Here is a 19,750-nt window from a genome sequence, read left to right on the forward strand (position 1 = left end):
CGGGCGATCTCTGGGGGAAGGTGTCGCGTCGGTCCACGCACGTCAGGGGTGTCGTGGACCGGAGCACATCCGGACACCGGAGTTTTCCGGGCACCAGAGAGTAGACCCCCCACGTGAGCAAGGAAGCCGTAGACACGGCCGCTGCGGACGCATCCCGCACAGATGCGTCCCAGGCCCCCGCGGACGCGGGCGACGCCGGTTACAGCAAGGACCTCAAGGCCCGTCACGTCAACATGATCGCCATCGGTGGCGCGATCGGAACTGGACTCTTTCTCGGTGCGGGCGGCCGCCTGCACTCCGCGGGCCCCGCGCTCGCCGTCGCGTACCTCGTGTGCGGCATCTTCGCCTTCTTCGTCGTGCGTGCCCTCGGCGAGATGGTCATCTACCGGCCGTCGTCGGGTTCGTTCGTCAGTTACGCGCGTGAGTTCCTCGGCGAGAAGGGCGCCTACGTCGCCGGCTGGATGTACTTCCTCAACTGGTCGACCACCGGCATCGCCGACATCACGGCCATCGCGCTCTACACGCACTACTGGAGCTTCTTCACCGACATCCCCCAGTGGGTGCTCGCGCTGATAGCCCTCGCCGTCGTCCTCGTGATCAACATGATCTCGGTGAAGTACTTCGGCGAGATGGAGTTCTGGTTCGCGATCGTCAAGGTCGCGGCCCTGGTCGCCTTCATGCTGATCGGCATCTTCCTGCTGGTCACCCAGCACGACGTGGGCGGGCAGACGCCGGGCCTGAGCGTGATCACCGACAACGGCGGCTTCCTGCCGAACGGCATCATGCCGGTCGTGATCGTCATGCAGGGTGTCGTCTTCGCGTACGCATCGCTGGAGCTGGTCGGCGTCGCGGCGGGCGAGACCGCCGAGCCGCAGAAGGTCGTCCCGCGCGCGGTGAACTCGATCATGTGGCGGGTGGGTCTCTTCTACGTCGGCTCGGTCGTCCTGCTCGCGCTGCTCCTGCCGGGATCGGTGTACTCGGCCGACCAGAGCCCGTTCGTGACGGTCCTCTCCAAGATCGGCGTCCCGGCGGCCGGTGACGTGATGAACCTGGTCGTCCTCACGGCGGCACTGTCGTCGCTGAACTCGGGCCTGTACTCCACGGGACGCATCCTGCGCTCGATGGCGATGGCGGGTTCGGCGCCGAAGTTCACCGCGAGGATGAACAAGAGCCAGGTGCCCTACGGCGGCATCCTGCTCACCTCCGCGGTGTGTGTGCTCGGCGTCGGCCTGAACTTCCTCATGCCGAGCCAGGCCTTCGAGATCGTCCTGAACGTGGCGTCCCTCGGCATCATCAGCACCTGGGTGATCATCATGGTCTGCCACCTGGCGTTCGTCCGCCGCGCCAAGGAGGGCGTGATCACCCGGCCCAGCTTCCGGCTTCCCGGCAGCCCGGTCACGGAGATCGTCACGATCGTCTTCCTGCTCTCCGTGCTCGTCCTGATGTGGAAGGACCCGGAGATCGGCCGCAAGACGCTCTACCTCATCCCGGTCATCGCGGCGGCCCTGGTCGCCGGCTGGTACGGCATCCGCCGCAGGGTGGACCACGAGGCGGCGAACCTCACGAAGTAACGGCGTACGTGGCGGGAATCACTCAACTCTCGTACAGGTGTGCGTTGTTGTGCACGGTTGAGCGGGTAGATCGGCTCCATGCAGCTCATACCGATGCCGCTGGGGCCGATCAATCCGGATGTCGAGAATCTGGTCGTCGGAGCCGTGCTGTTCGGCTCCCTCTACGTCTTCGTCAGGCGCATGATCCTGCGCGTCAACCGCGTACTCGAAGAGCGCGCCACGACCCTCGAAGGGGTCACCGGCGGTCCTGCGGCGCAGCTGCGGCGTGAGGCCGAGCGGATACGCGCCGAGCGCGAGGCGACCCTGGCCGAGGCCCGTCGCGAGGCCGCGCAGGTGCGCCAGCAGGCCCGCGAGGAAGGCGCCGCACTGATCGCCGCCGCCCGCGAGGACGGCGTACGCGAACGCGACGAGGTGCTGGCGGGCGGCAAGGCCAGGATCGAGGCCCAGCGCGCCTCGGCGGATGCCGAACTGCGGGCCCACGTCTCGGAGTTGGCCTCCGAGCTGGCCGGCAGGATCGTGGGCGAGCCGGTCGCCGCGACGACGGGTTCCGGCCGCTGAGGGGACGCTTTGCGTCCCGCCCGGGCCCGTGCGGCCCACCGGTCTGGCGCCCCGGCCCGGGTCACGGCACGCTCGGTGCATGGAACTCATGGTGCCGGTCAAGGACGGCGAGGTCTGGGCCGAGGACTCGGGAGGACCGGGTGGCCCGTCAGGCGCCGGCGGTGACGCGCTGCCGCTGGTCCTGCTGCACCCCGGAGTCGGCGACTCCCGGGTCTGGGACGGCATCCTGCCGCGCCTCGAGGAGGGGCGCAGGGTCATCCGCTTCGACGCGCGGGGATACGGCAGGTCGCCCGCCCCCACCGCGTCGTTCTCGCTCGTCGACGACCTGATCGCGGTCCTCGACCACTTCGACGTCGCCCGTGCCTTCCTCGCGGGATCGAGCATGGGCGGCGCCACCGCCATCGGCCTCGCGCTGCGCGACCCCGCCCGGGTGGCGGGGCTCGCCCTGCTGGTCCCCGGCATCACCGGCAACCCGGACTTCGTCATGGAGGCGTTCACGGCCGAGGTCGGCCGGCTCGCCCAGGCGGGCGACATGGACGGCATCGTGGCCCTGGTGAAGCGCACGTCGGCCGCCGCGGGGACCGGGAGCGACCCCGAGGCGGACGAGCTCATCAGGGCGGTGATCCCGGCCTGGTTCGCCGTCCACCCCCACCAGGTGCCCGACCCGCCCGCCTTCGACCGGCTCGGCGAGCTCGACGTGCCGTGCGTCCTGGTCCTGGGGGAGCGGGACGATCCCGAGGTGGTCCGCTGCAACGAGGAGATGGCGTCCCGCATCCCGGGCTGCCGCCTCGTGCGGCTGCGGGACAGTGATCACTTCCCGACCCTGCGCGAGCCGGACGCGGTCGTCGACATCATCCGGGAAGCGTACGCGGCCGCGCGCTAGGGGGGCGGTGGGGCCGAGGGGGCGCTGTCACAGCCCGTAGCTCTTCCCGATGATGTCCCGCTGGATCTCACTGGTCCCGCCGTACACCGTCGAGACCACCGCGGCCCGCAGATGCCGCTCCATGTCGTACTCGGTCGCGTAGCCGTAACCGCCCATCATCTGCATGCCTTCCAGCGCCGCGCGCTTCGCCGTCTCGGTGGCCTTCAGCTTGACCATCGAGGCCTCGCGCGGGAAGAGACGCTCCGGTTCGGCGTCGCACCTCGCCGCCACGTCGAAGACGAGGAGCCGCGCGCACTCGATCTCCGTCGCCAGATCCGCGATCCGGTGCCGCAGCGCCTGGAACGAGCCGACCGGACGCCCGAACTGCTCGCGCCCGCGCACGTACGTGACCGTGTCGTCGAGAATCCGCTCCGCCAGGCCCAGCATGTTCGCGGCAAGGAAGAGCCGCTCCGCGTTGAGCCCCGCCATCAGCTGCGGCCAGGCCCTGCCCTCGACGCCCACCACCGCGTCCGCGGGCAGCCGTACGTCCGTGAAGTAGACGTCGTTGACCTCGCGCCCGCCCATCGTGGAGATGCCCCGGATCTCGATCCCCGGTGTGTCGGCGGGGACATGAAACATCGTCAGGCCCTCGTGCCTGGGTCCGCTCGCGTCCGTGCGCGCGACCAGGAGGATGTACGACGCCAGATGCGCGTTGGAGATCCAGGTCTTGTGCCCGTTGATCAACCACCCCTCGTCCGCGGTCCGTTCGGCCCGGCACCGCAGCGCCGCCACGTCCGACCCGGCGTCCGGCTCCGACATCGCGATCGAGAGCACCTGCCCGGCGACGGCCCCGCCCACCGCCGCCTTCTTCTGCGCCGCCGAGCCGAACCTGTCGTACGCCTTCGCCGTGATGACCGACGTGACGAAGCCGCCCGCCGGGACCAGACCGCGTGCCGTCTCGCACAGGAAGAGGCAGGCGTCCGTCATGCCGCCGCCCGACCCGCCGAACTCCTCGGGCAGGCACACGCCCAGCCAGCCCAGCTCGGCCAGCTTCGCGTAGAGGGCGGGGGAGTGCGGGCCGCCGGACGCGGCGGTCAGGGCGTCGCGCTGCTCGCGCGTGCCGCACTCGCGCTGGGCGAAATCGCGCAGCGCGGCGATGAAGTCGAGCTGCTCCGAGCTGAGCCGTTCCGAGCTGAGCCTCTCCGTCATGAAACCCTCCTGGACTGGGCGTAGTTACAAAGAGATTGAGTTAGTGTCTGTGTAGCTGTGGTTGAGTGCGTGGGGACGACGGGGAGGGCTCATGGATTCGATGATGGAGCGCGCGCTGGACTCGGCGCCGCCGTCCGACGCCCTGACCGAGCAGATACTCGACGCGGCGCGCGAGCAGTTCATGACGTTCGGCCTGCGCCGCTCGACCGTCGACGACGTCGCCAAGCGCGCCAAGGTCTCGCGCGTCACCGTGTACCGCCGCATCGGCAACAAGGAGGCGCTCGTCTCCGCCTGTCTGCTGCGCGAGTACCGCCGTTTCGTCGGTGAGGTGGACGAGGCCGTCGCCACCCTCCCGACCATGGAGGACCGCATCGTCGAGGGCTTCGTCGTGGTCCTGCGGCACATTCGCGAACACCCGCTCATCGGCGGCCTGATGCGCCTGGAGCCGGAGACGATGTTGCCGTTCCTGACCCTGGAGAGCGGCCCGGCGTTCCTCGCGATGCGCGGATATCTCACCGACCGGCTGCGCCGCGCGCAGCGCGCCGAGGGAAAGGAAGAGGGTGATCCGACACCGGTGGCCGAGCTGATGGTGCGGATCACGGTCTCCTTCCTGCTCAACCCGGTGAGCTGCTTCGAGCTGGAGGACGACGACCACGTACGGGACTTCGCGCGCCGCTATCTGGTCCCCCTGCTCGGCAGGTAGCCACGCGAGCGCGGAGCGCTAGAACCGCGCGTGCAGCCTGCGCCCCAGCTCCACCGCCCGCGCCGTCTTCTCCCGCGCCGTCGCGAAGGACGTCAGGTCCGCGTACGGCGCGAACCGCTTCACCGTCACCGAGCGCGGCACCGCGAACGCCCGCAGCCCCTCGGCGCCGTGGATCCGCCCGTACCCCGATTCCCCGGTGCCGCCGAACGGCAGCGCGGGCACCGCCGCGAACCCGAGCACCGAACCCACGGACACGGAACCGGAGTTGAGCCGGGCCGCCACGTCCAGCCCGGCCCGCCGGGACCCGGTGAAGACGGCCGCGCCCAGCGCGTACGCCGACGCATTGGTCCGCCGCACCGCCTCGTCCAGATCCCGCACCCGGTTCACCGCGACGACCGGACCGAACGTCTCCTCGGTCATCGCGGGGGATTCCTCCGGGACATCCACCAGAACCACCGGATGCACGTAGGGTCCGCGCACGGACTCGGGGCCGCCGAGCGGCGCCCGCGCCCCGGCGGCCAGAGCCTCCTTCATGTGGCGCTCCACCACTCCCAGTTGGGAGGCAAGCGTCATCGGCCCGTACGTCTCACCGGCGCTCAGCGACCGCGCCCGCTCGACGATCAGCGCGCACAGCCGCTCGTGCACGGACTCCACCGCGTATACCCGCTCCACACCCGCGCAGGTCTGCCCCGCATTGGCCATCGCGCCCCACACCACCGCGTCCGCGGCCTCCTCCAGGTCGGCGTCCGCGCCGACGATCACGGCGTCCTTGCCGCCGCACTCCGCGAGGAGCGGCGTCAGCGACCGTGCGCACACCTCCGCCACCTTCCGCGCGGTCCCCGGCGACCCGGTGAACGCGACCTTGTCGACGTCGGCCTCCGCCAGCGCCTGTCCGGTCGAGCCGGGCCCGGTCACCGTCTGGAGCAGCCCCGCACAGTCCGGCACGGCCTCGTCGAAGCTGGACGCGAGGAACGCCCCTGTGGCCGGGGTGAGTTCGGAGGGCTTGAAGACGACCGCGTTGCCCGCCGCGAGCGCGTAGCCGATCGAGCCCATCGGGGTGTAGACGGGATAGTTCCAGGGGCCGATCACCCCGACGACGCCCAGCGGCCGGTAGCCGAGCAGCGCCCGCTGATGGACGGAGAGCATCCCCGACGGCACCCGGCGCACCCGCAGCACCCCACGCGCATGACGCGCCGCCCAGTCCAAGTGGACCAGGGCGAGCAGCACTTCGGCGCGCGCGTCGTGCACCGGCTTGCCCGTCTCGGCGGCGACCGTCCGCGCGAGTTCGTCCATCCGCCCGGCCAGCGACCGCTTCCACGCGAGCAGCCGCGCACGACGGCCCGACCAGCCGAGCCCCGCCCACACGGCGGCGGCTCCCCGGCCGCGTACGACCGCGTGCGCGATGTCGTCGGCGCCGTGCACGGGGTGCTCGCCGACCTGCTCTCCGGTGGCGGGGGAACGTACGATGAAAGTGGCCATGATTCAGCGCTCCAGGGGTACTTCGTCGGGCAGCGGCCGCACCGGACGGCCCTGTGCCCAGTGCGGGCCCAGGTCGTCGAGGGTGTAACCAAAGGGATACGACCGAGGTTTGGGCAGTGCGGGCCGACGGCGCGGCCGCGCGGGAAGCAGCCGGACGAACGTCGAGCGCGCCCGGACGGCACGCTCGGCAGCGATCCGCACCCAGTGAGCCTGCGTCCGGAACCCCAGTGCGCGCAACAGGGGTTCGTCGAGCAGTGCGAGGGTGAACCGCGCGACCACCGGGCGCACCGGACGCGGATACCAGGACGCCATCACGCGGAACGTGGCGTTCGCGACCCGGCGGTTGGCCGGATCGTAGGCGAACATCTCCGCCTCGTAGTCGTCCAGGAGCTTCTCGAATCCGGCGTACGTCGTCGGGGCGTGGTCGATGTCCATCATCGCCGCCATCTTGTGGCCGACCAGGGCGAGCGCCTCCGCTTCGTTGGCGCACAGCGGCCGCCAGCCGAAGCGGTCGATCCAGCGCTTGGGCCCGACGACGGTGGTGGCGAGGACGTACAGGAAGTCCTCGTTGGGGATCTGGTACTTGCCGTGGATGCGGTTGAGGTGGCGGGCGGCGGCCCGGCCGCGCTCGGAGTCGAAGCCGTCCTGCGCCATCTCGAAGCCGAACAGGACGGTGTCGTCGTACCGCTTCTGGCCGGCCTTCTCGAACTCCTGGGTGTGGTCGAGGAGTTGCGATATGCGTGGCACTCCATAGTCGCGCAGGAACGCGATGCTCACGCCTTGCGCGTAGTCCCAGGGGAACTCGTACTGGGAGATGAGCTTGTGTATGTGCGCGTAGTCGTGGGCGGGGTCCATGCGACGGATCTCGCGCAGTCGGCTGTAGCGGCCCATGAACGCTCTCCTATCGGCGTGGCGAGCTGCTGAGTACGGTGTAGCGGACGTCGGCGGCGTCCACGAGTACCTGGCCGGCCGTCACCGGCTCCAGGGTCAGCTCGGGAAGCTGGACGGCGACCGGCAGATTGGCCGGGATGACATCGGCGCCGATGCAGATCTGCGGCGTCCTGACCTTCAGACCCGGGATCTCGATGGCGCCCTTCAAGTACGTGGCGTAGACGTCGACGTCGCGGATGTCGAGCTGTACGTCCAGGACGTGCGTCGATCCGTCGGGCCCCTTGGCCTCGAAGTGGTAGTCGCGGGCCACGATGCGCTTCGCGTGCACCCACAGCACCTTGACGCGGCCGCCGCCGACGGTCGGCAGATAGGTCGAGCCGTGGATGATCGCGTCGGTGGCGGTGAGCCGGGCGGCCTTCACCGTGGGGTGGTAGGGGCTGACGGGGTAGGTGGCGCGGCCGGGGCCCGGCTGGTCGCCGACGACGAGCGGAGGTTTGAGGGCGGTGAGGTCGCCGGGGTCGCCGATCTCGCCGGGCTCGGCGGATTCGGACGGGGGCGGCCCGGTGGGCGGCGGGTTGTCGGCACCACCGGTGTCGACGCCGGTGAGGCAGGGGAGGGAGACCTTCGCGAGGGCGTCGCGGGGGTCTTCGTCGGCGTCGCGCGCCGTGGGGGGCGGGGCTTTGGCGTCGGGTTGTTCTTGCGGAGGGCTTGCGCTGCTGCCGGTGCCGGTGCCGGTGCCGGTGCCAGTACCGGTGTCGGTGTCGGTGTCGCCCGAGCACTCCGTCGCGTCCCGGGGCAGCGGTACGTCGGGCAGGCCGAGCCGGTCCAGCGGCCAGGGCAGGGGATCGGGCCCGGTCGCCGGATCGGGGCAGTCCGCCGCCGCGCTGCTGGTGCCGGGCACGCCGACGAGGAGCCCGGCGGTGAGCGCGAGGGCGAGGGCCACGCCCGTCCCGCGCCGCGGGGAGGCGGCGGGACGCCGCCGGGCGCGGCCCTCACGTGCTTTTGGGCGCAGGCCCTCCGCTCCGCCGCCGGACGCCTCCGGGTCCCGCTCGGGCGCGGCGCCGGGCGCCTTCGCATGCGGCAGCCAGCCGAACGCCATGGACGAGCCGAGCAGGCCAAGACCCACGCCGATCCCGAACCCGCCCAGATTCGTCGTCGCGAGCGACACCAGCGAGGCGATCGCCGTCACCACCGACACGAACATCCGCTGCGCGGGCGCGAACACGAAGAAGAGACCGCCCGCGATGAGGACGAGCCCCACCCCGATCGCCGACATCGCGCCGATGCCGACCTTGAGCATCAGCGGCAGCGGCGCCAGCGGCAGAAAGATCATCTCCAGGCCGCCGAGCACGGTCCAGACGCCCGCCCAGAACGGTCGGCGCCGGCGCCAGGACCGCAGCGTCCCGCGCAGCCCGGGCGCCGGGAGCAACCGGTCCAGCCACGCCCCGGTCTCCTTGGCCAGCTCGGCGCCGAAGCCGAGCACCAGTCCGATCACGATGCGCACGTCCTTCCGGTGGCACGCTCCGCGGGCACGTCGGCCGTGGTCCGTTGCGGCGGCACGTCAGTAGCACTCCTTGCCGTCTCGGCTCAGCTCGATGCTGACCTTGTCGAGGGTGAGCGAGCCGCCGTTGGAGGCCCACGCCGTGGACTTCACGTCACGGGCCACCGCGCCCGAGGCCTGCACGCCGAAGATTCCCTTGGGGCCCTGGATGCCGGGCACCTCGTCGAGCGTCGAGGCGTCACGTCCCGCCTGGACGCCGGTCACGCGACCGCCGCCGCTGGTGAGCGCGTCGGCGTTCACGACGAGGTTCTCGCCCTTGATCGGCTTGCCGTCGCCGGACCTGACGATCATCGAGACCTCGCCGACCAGCGGCAGCTTCTGCTTCATCGACAGGCACACCCCCTTCGGCGTGCCGCTCTTGATCCCGGCGAGCAGCACCGCGTGTCCCTTGCCGTCCGAACTGCTCAGCGACGAGGGGAAGCTGGAGATCCCGCGGCCGGTGATCTCCTCGGCGGAGACCTTGAAGTTCTTGCCCGACACCGCGAAGGAGGCCGCCATCGCACCTTGGGCGAGGGCGATCACCACCGCGCCGACCGCGGCGACGCCCGGCACGAACATCACGGCCGATCTCTTCCAGTGCGTACGTCCTTCTGCGCTCAACTCGCCGTCAAGTAAAGCCATTTGACGACCCCTCTCCTTCGATGAGTCAAAGTTACAAGGACTATTGACTTGTTTCATCGAGCGCGTCAACACTGCTGACGCAGATTCGACGAAGGGAGTCGCGATGAGCGGAACACGGGCCCCACGCCCGAGCGGCATACGGGCCCCACGGCGCGGCGGGGCCGCCTGGCGCTACTTCGGAGACACCCGGAACTTCCTGATCTCGCCCCAACTGCTGCTGCTCCAGGTCGCCCACCCGGTCGTCGGCGCGGGCGTCGAGCAGCACTCCAACTTCCGCGCCGAGCCGTGGCAGCGCCTGTGGCGCACGGTCTCCTCGCTCAGCACAGTCATCTACGGAGGGCAGGCGGCGGCCACGGCGGAGGCGGACCGGATCCGCGCGATGCACGAGCACCTGAAGGGAGTCGACGATCAAGGGCGCCGCTATCACGCCCTGAACCCGGAGGCGTACCACTGGGTGCACGCGACGCTGGTGCGCGGCGGGTACGACGGCCACCGGATCTTCGGCAAGGGCCTCTCGGCGGCCGACACCGAGGCGTACTACCAGGAGATGCGGGACGTGGGGCGGGTGTGGGGGCTGAGGGACCACCATCTGCCGCCGGACTGGGCCGCGTTCTGCGCGTACTACGACGAGATGGTGCGCGAACGCCTGGAACTGAACCAGTCGGTGCGTGACGTGCTCGACGAGCTGGCGCGCCCGCGGAAACCGCCGGTGCGGTGGATCCCGGCCCCGCTCTGGCGGCCGGTCGGCGCGCTGTCGGCGCACTACGCGCTGCTCGTGAACGTGGGCACGCTGCCGCCGGTCCTCCGCGAGCGGCTCGGCCTGACCTGGACCCCGCGCCAGGAGCGCGCGCTGCGCCGCGTCACCCGGTTCGTCCGGGTCGCGATGGCGGTGGTGCCGCCACCCCTGCGGATCGCGCTGACCATGGCCGTCGCATACTGGAACACACACAAACCGGGCACCGACCGGCGGGCCCGCCGACCCCTGGGAGCCGCGTGATGACCCACCGCCGCCAGGCTCCCGAGCCGCCCCCGCCCGGCGGGGTCCTGTGGGACATCGCGGGCGACGTCCGCGCCCTGCTCGCCCTGCCCGCCGCGCTCACGATGCAGGTCGCGCACCCCGCGGTGGGCGCGGGCGTCGACACGTACTCCGTCTTCCGCACCGACCCGTGGGGGCGCGGCGAGCGGTCGCTGCGCTCGCTGCAGACCTGGGTGTACGGCGGCGAGAGCGCGGCCGAGGAGGGGCGCAGGCTGCGTGAGCTGCACAAGCACATCCGGGGCACGGACGCGCACGGCCGCGACTACCACGCGCTGACGCCCGCCTACTACGCGTGGGTCCACGCCACCGGGTTCCCCGTCTACCACCACGCCCAGAAGTACCTGGGCCGCCCGTTCACCGAGGAGCAGGAGCGGCAGCTGTACGCGGAGTGGCTCCAGGTCGGCCGGATCCTCGGCATCCACGACCGGGACATGCCGCAGACGATCGAGGAGTTCTGGCCGTACTACGCGAAGGTCCTCGCGGACGAGCTGGAGGAGACGGAGGTGGTGCGCGACCTGGTCGCCACGGACCGTCCGGTCCCGCCGCCGGACCGTGGCCCCTACGTGCTGCGGCTGGCCCTGCGCGCCCTGTGGCCCGTGCTCCTGCCACCCCTGGCCCGCTTCCGGCGCTTCATCACGATCGGCCTGATGCCTCCGGACGCGAGGGCGGCCATCGGCCTGCCGTGGACGGACGCCCAGGAGCGGAGGCTGCGCCGCCTCGGCCGGGTGATCCGCGCGGTGGTCCCCCGGCTGCCGGAACGCCTGCGCTACCTGCCGCAGGCTCGCAGGGCTCGGGCGCACCGCACGTCACCGGCTGGGCAGGGCTCGGGCGCACCGCAGGAGCACCGGCTGTGCCGGGCTCGTCCTCAAACGCCGGACGGGCTAGTTCCCCCACCCACCCCACCCCGTCCGCAGGGCTGATTCCCCCGCCCACCCATCCCGTAGGTCGGCCTGATTCCGCCGCCCACCCCGTCCGTCGGCCTGATTCCCCCCACCGCCCACCTCGTCAGCAGGGCTGATTCCCCCCACCCGCCCATCCCGGACTGACCTCCGCCCACCCGCCCTCCCCAGCAGCTGGCTGCCGGGCAATCGGGTGGGTGGGCGGGAGACATCCGCCGCGAAGCGGCGGCTCAGTGTCAGCGACCGTGACCGTGACCGTGGTCGTGCACACCGTTCGTCGCAGCGATGGACTTCCACGACTTCGGCGCAGCTGGAACCGCGGAGGACCGGGCAATCCCCGCCCCCCGAGCGGCCGGAGCGTCCGGCCGCGAAGGCTGGAACAGCCAAGCGTCGAACAGCGAAGCCAGAGGCTTCCCGGACACCTTCTCCGCGTACTTCACGAAGTCACTCACCTTCGCGTTCCCGTACGCGTGCTCCTTCGGCCACCCCTTCAAGATCGCCGAGAACGACTTCTCGCCGATCTCGTTGCGCAGCGCCTGCAGGGCCAGCGCCCCGCGGTCGTACACGGCGATGTCGAACTGGTTCTCCGGACCGGGGTCGCCCGGCTTGACCTTCCAGAACGGGTCGTCGGCGGGGTGCTGCGCGTACACGTAGTCCGCGAGCTCCTGCGCCGTCCCCTCGCCCTCCTTCTCCGACCACAGCCACTGGCTGTACCGCGCGAAGCCCTCGTTGATCCAGATGTCCTTCCAGCCGTCGACCGACACGCTGTCGCCGTACCACTGGTGGGCCAGCTCATGGACCACGACGGACACGTTGGACCCGTTCGCGAACTGCCGCGGGCTGTAGAACGGCCGCGTCTGCGTCTCCAGGGCGAAGCCGCTGGTCACGTTGGGGACGTAGCCGCCCAGGGCGTTGAAGGGGTACTTCCCGAAGACCGTCTCCAGCCACTCGGCGACCTCGGCCGACCGCTCGATGCTCGCCCGCGCGGCCCCTGCGTTGTCGCCGAGGTCCTTGCTGTAGGCGTTCAGGACGGGCAGACCGTCCGCGGTCTTGTCCGTCGTGATGTCGAACTTGCCGACGGCGAGCGTCGTCAGATAGCTGGCCTGCGGCTTGTTCGAGCGCCAGTTGAAGCGCGTCCAGCCGAGCTTCGAACTCTGCGACTGGAGCACGCCGTTGGAGATGGCCTGCGAGCCGTCCGGCACGGAGACCGAGACGTCGTACGTCGCCTTGTCGAGCGGGTGGTCGTTGGACGGGTACCACCAGGCGGCCGACTCCGGCTCCTGCGCCGCCACGCCGCCGTCCGGCGTGCGCGCCCACGCGGTGAAACCGCTGATCTTCACCTCGGACGGCTTGCCCGCGTACCGCACGACGACGGTGATCGGCGTGCCCTTGGGCAGCCCGGCCGGCGGAGTGATCTCCAGCTCCTGCTCGCCGGACTTCTTGAAGGTGGCCTTCTTGCCGTTGACGCGCACCTCGCTGACCTTCAGGCCGAGGTCGAGGTTGAAGCGGGAGAGGTTCTGCGTCGTGGTGGCGTTGATGGTCGCCGTGCCTTCGAGCAGGTCGGTCTTCGGCTGGTACTTCAGCCGCAGGTCGTAGTGCGAGACGTCGTAGCCGCCGTTGCCGCTGGCCGGGTAGTAGGGATCGCCGATACCCGGGGCTCCGGGCGTGAAGTCGGCGGCCGATGCCGGGATCGCCAGCAGCAGGGAGGCCGCGAGCGCGCCCGGGGCGATGAGTCTGCGGTGCACAAGAGCTCCAAGTCGTACAAGTCGTAGGGGCACTTCGGTAGACGCGTCCGACCCTATTGAGCCCGGTGGTCACGCGTCATGTCCATGGTCGCCACTGTCACACGATCGCCATTCGGCCGACATGTGCCAAAACGCCCCATGAGGCTGTCACCGGCGCGTACCGCCCTCTGTCGCGCGGGAGTTGACCGGTGTACCTTCCGCGCCATGCCGATACGTGCGCGCCGCACGCGCTTGATCTGGAGATCACTGCTGACGGCGGCCCTTGCCGCCCTCCTCGCCACGCTCGTGGCCCCGGGTGCCGCGCAAGGGGCGCCGAGCGCCCCGCGCGAGAGCAAACCCGTCTACTCGTACGAGAGCGCGATCCGCGAATCCGTCTGGGTCGACACGAGGATCGACGGTGACGACGACGGGAAGACCGACCGGGTCGCCGTCGACATCGTCCGGCCCCGCGAACCGGCCCAGCAGGGCCGCAAGATACCCGTGATCATGGATGCCAGCCCGTACTACTCCTGCTGCGGGCGCGGCAACGAGAGCCAGAAGAAGACGTACGACGCGGACGGCAACCCCGTCCAGTTCCCGCTCTACTACGACAACTACTTCGTGCCCCGCGGCTATGGATTCGTCGCCGTCGACCTCGCGGGCACGAACCGCTCCGACGGCTGCGTGGACGTCGGGGGCCGCTCCGACGTCCAGTCCGCCAAGGCCGTCGTCGACTGGCTGAACGGCCGGGCCCGCGGCTACACCACCCGCACCGGCGGCAAGAACGCCAAGGCGTCCTGGACGAACGGCGCCACCGGCATGATCGGCAAGAGCTACGACGGCACCATCGCCAACGGCGTGGCCGCCACCGGCGTCAAGGGCCTGAAGACGATCGTCCCGATCGGCGCGATCTCCTCCTGGTACGACTACTACTTCGCCAAGGGCGCCCCCCTCTACGACAGCGGCCCCGAGTGGCTCTCGGACTACGTGGAGAGCCCCGAGGCGCGGGCCCGCTGCGGTGCCGTGCAGAAACGACTGGTCGACGGCGCGCCGCGCACCGGCGACTGGACCCGGCTGTGGAGCGAGCGCGACCACACCCCGGACGCGGACAAGGTCAGGGCCAGCGTCTTCGCCGTACACGGCATGCAGGACCTGAACGTCCGGATGAAGCACTTCGGCCAGTGGTGGGACGCGCTCGCCGACCAGGGCGTCGACCGCAAGGTGTGGCTGAGCCAGGCCGGCCACGTCGACCCCTTCGACTTCCGCCGCGGCGACTGGGTGCGCACCCTGCACCGCTGGTTCGACCACGAACTCCTCGGCTACGACAACGGCATCGACCGCGAGCCGATGGCCGACATCGAGCGCGCCCCCGACCGGTGGACCACCGACCGCGTCTGGCCCCCGCGCGCCACGGACACGGTCAAGCTCCGCCCCGCCAAGGGGGCTTCCCCCGGCGTCGGCACCCTGGGCACCCGCCCCGGCACCGGCAGCGAGACCTTCACCGACGACCCGAAGCTGAGCGAGACCGACTGGGCCGCCCAGATCGACACCTCCACCCCCTCGAAGGCCGGGTTCATCAGCAAGCCCCTCGGCCGTGACCTGCGTCTGTCGGGCTCCTCCGAGGTGACCGTCACCGCGACCCCGACGACCCGCACCGCCCACCTCTCCGCGGTCCTCGTCGACCTCGGCCCCGACACCATCCGCGACTACGCGGGCGCCGGCGAGGGCATCACCACGCTTCCCGAACGCACCTGCTGGGGCGCGAGCACCGGCGGCGACAGCTCCTGCTTCAAGGAGACGAAGGCGAAGACCGCCGACGTCGACTACACCGTCTTCAGCCGCGGCTGGGCCGACCTCGGCAACTGGGCCGACGCCCACAAGGGCCGCCCCCTGACGCCGGGCAAGAAGCACACCATCACCCTCGACCTGGCCGCGAGCGACCACGTCGTGCCCAAGGGCCACCGCCTCGCGCTGATCGTCGCGGGCACCGACAAGGACCTCATCGACCCGCCGGCCGACACCCCGACCCTGGCCATCGACCTGTCCCGCACGTCGGCGAAGGTCCCGCTGGTCGGCGGCGCCGACGCCTTCCGCACCTCCTCCGAGAGCGTCGTCCCCCGCGAATCCCGTCTCGACGGCGTGGCCCCGCCGCGTCCGTTCCGCCCCGTACCGGGAGGCAGCACTTCATGAGACCCCGCACCGGCCTCACACCCCGCATCCGCACCCTGGCGCTCGCCTGCGTCACCGCCGCGCTCGCCGCACCGCTCCTGACGGCGCCCGCGCAGGCGACGCCGACCCCGCCCCGCACCGGGTTCGAGGAGAGCAACGGCGCACGCTGGACCAGCCAGCCCGAGGAGCAGAAGCTCCTCGCCGCCGTCGACAAGGCGACCGACCGGGTCTCCGTCTCGCGCATCGGCACCACCAAGCAGGACCGGCCCGTCCAACTGGTCCGCATCGGTGAACGCCGCACGAAGAACACGGTGTTGCTGATCTGCAGCCAGCACGGCGACGAGCCGTCGGGCCGCGACGCGTGTCTGTCGACGATCCGCGACCTGGCGTACGCGAAGGACAAGAAGACCCGCACGTTCCGCTCGCGCACCACGCTCCTCGTCGTACCGACGGCCAACCCGGACGGCCGCGCCGCCGACACCCGCGGCAACTCCGACGGCGTCGACATCAACCGCGACCACATATCCCTCCAGACGGCGGAGGCCCGCGCCATGGCCGCCGTCATCCGCGACCGGCAGCCGGACTCCATCTACGACCTGCACGAGTACGGAGCGACCCCGAAGTACTACGACAAGGACCTGTTCGACCTGTGGCCGCGCAACCTCAACACCGACGAGGCGGTGCACGAGGAGGCGCAGACCCTGTCCAAGGCCTATGTCAGGCCCGCCGCCAACAAGGCGGGCTACACGACGGGGACGTACGGAATCTGGACCGACCCCGTGACCGGTGACCCGATCAAGCAGACGGCGGGCGACGGCCAGGAGCGCATCCTGCGCAACGTCTCCGGCATCAAGCACGCGGCGGGTCTGCTCATCGAGAGCCGCGTCGACCCGCTCACGGACGCGGAGAAGAAGGACGAGGCGCTGAACAACCGGCGCCGGGTGAAGTCGCAACTGGCCGCCCTCGGCGGCCTGTTCGCCTATGCCGACGAGCGGCGCGGCCGGCTGGAGGCGGCCACCGGCGCGGCCCGCGTCGAAGGCTTCCGTGACCGTGGGCCCGTCTACATCGGCGGCGCGGACAACGACCCCGCCGAGCCGTCCGAAGTGATCCAGGACCCGCCCTGCGGCTACCGCCTCGACGCCGCCCAGTACGGCGACATCAAGGACGAACTGGCCCTGCACGGCGTCACGGTCAAACGGGACGGATCGGGCGCCTATGTGCCGATGCGGCAATCCGCGCGATCTCTCGTACCGTTGCTGCTCGACGAGCGTGCGCCCTACCACCTGGTCACAGGTTCGCCCGACACCCGCTGTTGAGTGATTGATAGGTGCGTCACATGTGGTACTGGGTAGCGGGCCACAGAGTTTGTACGAATGCGAAACCGTGAGAGGTGTGCTTGTGACGCAGGACCAACAGAAAGCGGACGACGGGGGAGGGGACGGGCACCTCATGCATGCCGCGCACGGCGGCAGCCATCCCCAGACCGACCGCATCGTCTTCGGTGTGACCGCCGTGCTCACCCTGGCCTTCGTGGTCTGGGGCGCCGTCGCGACGGACTCGCTCGAGAGCGTCTCCACGAAGATGCTCAACGGCCTGATCCACAACGGTGGCTGGGCCTTCATGCTGGCGGCGAGCGGGTTCGTGGTCTTCGCGCTCTGGCTCGCCGTCAGCCGGTACGGAAAGATCACCCTCGGTGAGGAGGGCGAGGACCCCGAGTTCCGCACCGTCTCCTGGGTCGCGATGATGTTCAGCGCCGGTATGGGCATCGGCCTGATGTTCTACGGCGTGAGCGAGCCGCTCGCCCACTTCACCACGCCCCCGCCGGGCACCGATCCCGCCGACTCCGCGGCGAAGATGGAAACGGCGATGTCCACCACCCTCTTCCACTGGACGCTCCACCCATGGGCGATCTACGCGGTCGTGGGTCTCGCCATCGCGTACAGCACCTTCCGGCGCAAGCGCAGGCAGACCATCAGTGCCGTCTTCACGCCGCTCATCGGCGAGAAGCGCGCGAACGGCGCCTGGGGCAGGGTCATCGACATCATCGCCATCTTCGCGACGCTGTTCGGCTCCGCCGCGTCGCTGGGCCTGGGCGCCCTGCAGATCGGCAGCGGCTTCGAGGTCCTCGACTGGAGCAGTGACGTCCCCACCGGTCTGCTCGTCGCCATCATCGCCGTTCTCACGGTGGCCTTCGTGGCGTCCGCCATCTCCGGTGTGGAGAAGGGCGTGCAGTGGCTCTCGAACATCAATATGGTGCTCGCGCTGCTGCTCGTCGTGTTCGTCTTCATCGCGGGCCCGACCGTCATCATCCTCGACCTGGTGCCGACCTCGATCGGCTCCTACCTCGGCGATCTGCCCCAGCTGATCGGGCGCACCGAGGCGTCGAGCGGCAAGGGCGTGTCGGACTGGCTGGGCAGCTGGACGGTCTTCTACTGGGCCTGGTGGATCTCCTGGACGCCCTTCGTGGGCATGTTCATCGCCAGGATCAGCCGGGGACGCACGATCCGGCAGTTCGTGGGCGGGGTCATCCTGGTGCCCAGCACCGTCAGCCTGATCTGGTTCGCCGTCTTCGGCGGATCGGCGATGAAGGTCAAGGAGGCCGGCGGTCTCGGCGGCGAGTCGACCCCCGAGGGCCAGCTCTTCGGCCTGCTGCACGAGTACCCGATCGCCACGGTGACGAGCCTGCTCGTCATGATCCTCGTGGGCATCTTCTTCGTCTCGGGTGCGGACGCGGCCTCGATCGTCATGGGCACGCTCTCCCAGAAGGGCGCGCTCGAACCCGGCAAGCTGGTGGTCGTCTTCTGGGGTGTCGTGACGGGAGCCGTGGCGGCGATCATGCTGCTCATCGGCGACGGTTCGGGCAACGCCCTCCAGGGCCTGCAGAATCTGACGATCCTGGTGGCCGCGCCCTTCACCCTCGTGATGATCGGGATGTGCGTGGCGCTGATGAGGGACCTGCGCCACGACCCGCTGATCGTCCGGGGCGAGCACGGCACGGACGCCGTCGAGAAGGCCGTGATCGCGGGCCACGAGCAGTACGACGGTGACTTCGAGATCCGCATCGGCCCGAGCGACAACGGCAACGGCGACGACGAGGAGAGCGGGGCCACGAAGGTCTGAGTTCTCTTCTCCCCGCTCTCAGGAGGCGGCCGCTTCGTTCGCGAGGCTGCCGCCTCCTGCGCGTCGTCGTCCAGCCGGGGAACGCCTTGTACGCCATCGACCATGCGTACGCCGATCGGGGGCACACCACGGTCATCCGCCCCGTTTGTCCCGGGAGCGCAGCGGAATGCGGGATGCCGTGCTCACATCACCGCCCAGATGGGGATACTCACACCATGTCTGCCGAGTACGCGACTTTCGGTCTGGCACCGGCCATGCGCGCCGGTGGAGTTCTCGCCAACGGTGACTATCAAGTCCACCGGGATTTCGTCGACTTCATCGTGAACGGGCGCCCGCTGCTGTTCCAGCTCTCCGACCTCGACGCCGTCTCCCCACTCGCCTCCGACGTCCCCCCGGCGATCTTCACCCACCACGTGCGCGGACTCCTCCTGGAGGCGCAGGCCCCCCTGCGCGACGACCGGCACGTCATCTACGGCTGTCCCGAGTGCGAAGGCCTGGAGTGCGGGGCGGTCACGGCCGTCATCGAGCGGGCACCGGACGGCACCGACGCCTACATATGGCGGGACTTCGCCTGGCAGACGGCCGAGCGGGCCGACATGGAACGCAACGGCTACCACGGCATAGGGCCCTTCCGCTTCGAGGGCGCCGCATACCGGGACGCGCTGGGGCAGTTGCTGGCCCGCGGCGAACCCGCGGCGCGCCGCAGGGTGCTCCTGATCGGCGCCCGTGTCGCCGTCCTCGCCAAGCTCGCGGCGGCGCTGCGCACGATCGGTGTCGGCGCCGAGATCGCGGCGGACGCGGCGGGCGTGCCGCCGGACGAGCTGCGGACGTACGGGGCGGTGGTCTTCGGGCGGGCCGTCCCGGCGGCGACGCGCACGGGGGTGCGCGCGGCGTTCGAGGGGGCGGGGCTCCAGGTCGCGTACGTCGACGGGCTCGCCCCGATCATCCCGCTCCTGGTCGCCCAGATAGAACACGCCCTGGACCGCAGCCCGTTGGAGCTGCGCCGCCTGACGCGGCTCGGGGCGGCGGACGGCGCGGCGGACGTCGAGATCACCTCGACCTGCCGGGTCCAGCTCATCGCGTACCGCCTCGACCTGCTCTCCCGCACCCAGGTCCACGAGGTCTTCGACGGTGTCCTCGCGCCGGGGGAGCACCGCGTCGAGCTGGACGCGAAGGCGACGAAGGGGGAGTCGTTCGTGGTGGCGCGCACGACGGACAGCGTTCTGGTGGCACCGATAGTGAGGTGATCGGCAACTCCGAGGCGTCGAGGCTCCTTCCTGTGTGACGTGGCTCGCATTTCTGTGCGGCGGGCTGCGGGCCTGGACGTGGGCCCGGGTCCGGCGGGCC

The 19,750-nt window shown here is 70.5% G+C and carries 16 protein-coding genes; 10 read left to right on the forward strand and 6 right to left on the reverse strand.

Going from position 1 to position 19,750, the window contains the following annotated elements:
* Nucleotides 1–113: 113 nt before the first annotated feature.
* The 3 genes from ACIGXX_RS08575 to ACIGXX_RS08585 all read left to right on the forward strand — a co-directional run bounded on the left by ACIGXX_RS08575 (nt 114) and on the right by ACIGXX_RS08585 (nt 3,012).
* Entirely contained in the window at nt 114–1,571 is a 1,458-nt protein-coding gene (locus tag ACIGXX_RS08575) for an amino acid permease (RefSeq protein WP_351161122.1), read from the forward strand.
* A 78-nt stretch (nt 1,572–1,649) separates the two neighbouring features.
* Complete coding sequence (locus ACIGXX_RS08580) at nt 1,650–2,129, forward strand: hypothetical protein (protein ID WP_399973900.1); 480 nt, start codon at nt 1,650–1,652, stop codon at nt 2,127–2,129.
* 79 nt (nt 2,130–2,208) lie between these two features.
* Nucleotides 2,209–3,012 (forward strand): alpha/beta fold hydrolase, encoded by an 804-nt coding sequence (locus ACIGXX_RS08585; protein ID WP_399973904.1) that lies wholly within the window; start codon nt 2,209–2,211, stop codon nt 3,010–3,012.
* A 27-nt stretch (nt 3,013–3,039) separates the two neighbouring features.
* Here ACIGXX_RS08585 and ACIGXX_RS08590 read toward each other — a convergent pair whose 3' ends face one another.
* Nucleotides 3,040–4,200 carry an acyl-CoA dehydrogenase family protein gene (locus ACIGXX_RS08590; RefSeq protein WP_399973907.1) on the reverse strand — a complete coding sequence of 387 codons (1,161 nt, stop codon included), beginning with the start codon at nt 4,198–4,200 and terminating at the stop codon, nt 3,040–3,042.
* Nucleotides 4,201–4,291: 91 nt separating this feature from the next.
* Here ACIGXX_RS08590 and ACIGXX_RS08595 point away from each other — a divergent pair, with 91 nt between their 5' ends.
* Entirely contained in the window at nt 4,292–4,903 is a 612-nt protein-coding gene (locus ACIGXX_RS08595) for a TetR family transcriptional regulator (protein WP_351161132.1), read from the forward strand.
* 18 nt (nt 4,904–4,921) lie between these two features.
* On the opposite strand, the gene ACIGXX_RS08600 is transcribed toward ACIGXX_RS08595, so the two are convergent.
* From ACIGXX_RS08600 to ACIGXX_RS08615, 4 genes are all read right to left on the reverse strand, one after another.
* The gene (locus tag ACIGXX_RS08600) at nt 4,922–6,382 is read right to left on the reverse strand and encodes an aldehyde dehydrogenase family protein (protein WP_399973911.1); all 1,461 of its coding nucleotides are present in this window, start codon (nt 6,380–6,382) and stop codon (nt 4,922–4,924) included.
* A 3-nt stretch (nt 6,383–6,385) separates the two neighbouring features.
* Entirely contained in the window at nt 6,386–7,273 is an 888-nt protein-coding gene (locus ACIGXX_RS08605; protein ID WP_399973914.1) for an oxygenase MpaB family protein, read from the reverse strand.
* Between the two features lie 10 nt (nt 7,274–7,283).
* Nucleotides 7,284–8,768: a DUF6114 domain-containing protein gene (locus tag ACIGXX_RS08610; RefSeq protein ID WP_399973917.1), complete on the reverse strand. Its 1,485-nt coding sequence runs from the start codon at nt 8,766–8,768 to the stop codon at nt 7,284–7,286.
* A 66-nt stretch (nt 8,769–8,834) separates the two neighbouring features.
* Entirely contained in the window at nt 8,835–9,455 is a 621-nt protein-coding gene (locus ACIGXX_RS08615; protein WP_399973920.1) for a DUF6230 family protein, read from the reverse strand.
* Nucleotides 9,456–9,558: 103 nt separating this feature from the next.
* Here ACIGXX_RS08615 and ACIGXX_RS08620 point away from each other — a divergent pair, with 103 nt between their 5' ends.
* Together ACIGXX_RS08620 and ACIGXX_RS08625 are read left to right on the forward strand one after the other, a co-directional pair.
* Nucleotides 9,559–10,452: an oxygenase MpaB family protein gene (locus tag ACIGXX_RS08620; RefSeq protein ID WP_399973922.1), complete on the forward strand. Its 894-nt coding sequence runs from the start codon at nt 9,559–9,561 to the stop codon at nt 10,450–10,452.
* Nucleotides 10,452–11,411, forward strand: a complete 960-nt coding sequence (locus tag ACIGXX_RS08625; RefSeq protein ID WP_366462387.1) for an oxygenase MpaB family protein — start codon at nt 10,452–10,454, stop codon at nt 11,409–11,411. The genes ACIGXX_RS08620 and ACIGXX_RS08625 overlap by 1 nt, the downstream gene beginning before the upstream one ends.
* Before the next feature lie 215 nt (nt 11,412–11,626).
* Here the strand turns inward: ACIGXX_RS08625 and ACIGXX_RS08630 are convergent, their stop codons facing one another.
* Nucleotides 11,627–13,135 carry a M1 family metallopeptidase gene (locus ACIGXX_RS08630; protein WP_399973926.1) on the reverse strand — a complete coding sequence of 503 codons (1,509 nt, stop codon included), beginning with the start codon at nt 13,133–13,135 and terminating at the stop codon, nt 11,627–11,629.
* Between the two features lie 204 nt (nt 13,136–13,339).
* On the opposite strand from ACIGXX_RS08630, the gene ACIGXX_RS08635 reads away from it, so the two are divergent.
* The 4 genes from ACIGXX_RS08635 (at nt 13,340) to ACIGXX_RS08650 (ending at nt 19,650) form a co-directional block, all read left to right on the forward strand.
* Nucleotides 13,340–15,304 (forward strand): Xaa-Pro dipeptidyl-peptidase, encoded by a 1,965-nt coding sequence (locus ACIGXX_RS08635; protein WP_399973931.1) that lies wholly within the window; start codon nt 13,340–13,342, stop codon nt 15,302–15,304.
* Nucleotides 15,301–16,599 carry a M14 family metallocarboxypeptidase gene (locus tag ACIGXX_RS08640; protein WP_399973934.1) on the forward strand — a complete coding sequence of 433 codons (1,299 nt, stop codon included), beginning with the start codon at nt 15,301–15,303 and terminating at the stop codon, nt 16,597–16,599. The genes ACIGXX_RS08635 and ACIGXX_RS08640 overlap by 4 nt, the downstream gene beginning before the upstream one ends.
* A gap of 133 nt (nt 16,600–16,732) precedes the next feature.
* On the forward strand, nt 16,733–18,403 hold the full coding sequence (locus ACIGXX_RS08645; protein WP_351161688.1) for a BCCT family transporter: 1,671 nt from the start codon (nt 16,733–16,735) through the stop codon (nt 18,401–18,403).
* Between the two features lie 215 nt (nt 18,404–18,618).
* The gene (locus tag ACIGXX_RS08650; RefSeq protein ID WP_399973937.1) at nt 18,619–19,650 is read left to right on the forward strand and encodes an oxidoreductase; all 1,032 of its coding nucleotides are present in this window, start codon (nt 18,619–18,621) and stop codon (nt 19,648–19,650) included.
* The last annotated feature ends 100 nt before the right edge of the window (nt 19,651–19,750 follow it).

It is taken from the genome of Streptomyces sp. NPDC055243, assembly GCF_044544025.1.
GTDB lineage: Bacteria > Actinomycetota > Actinomycetes > Streptomycetales > Streptomycetaceae > Streptomyces.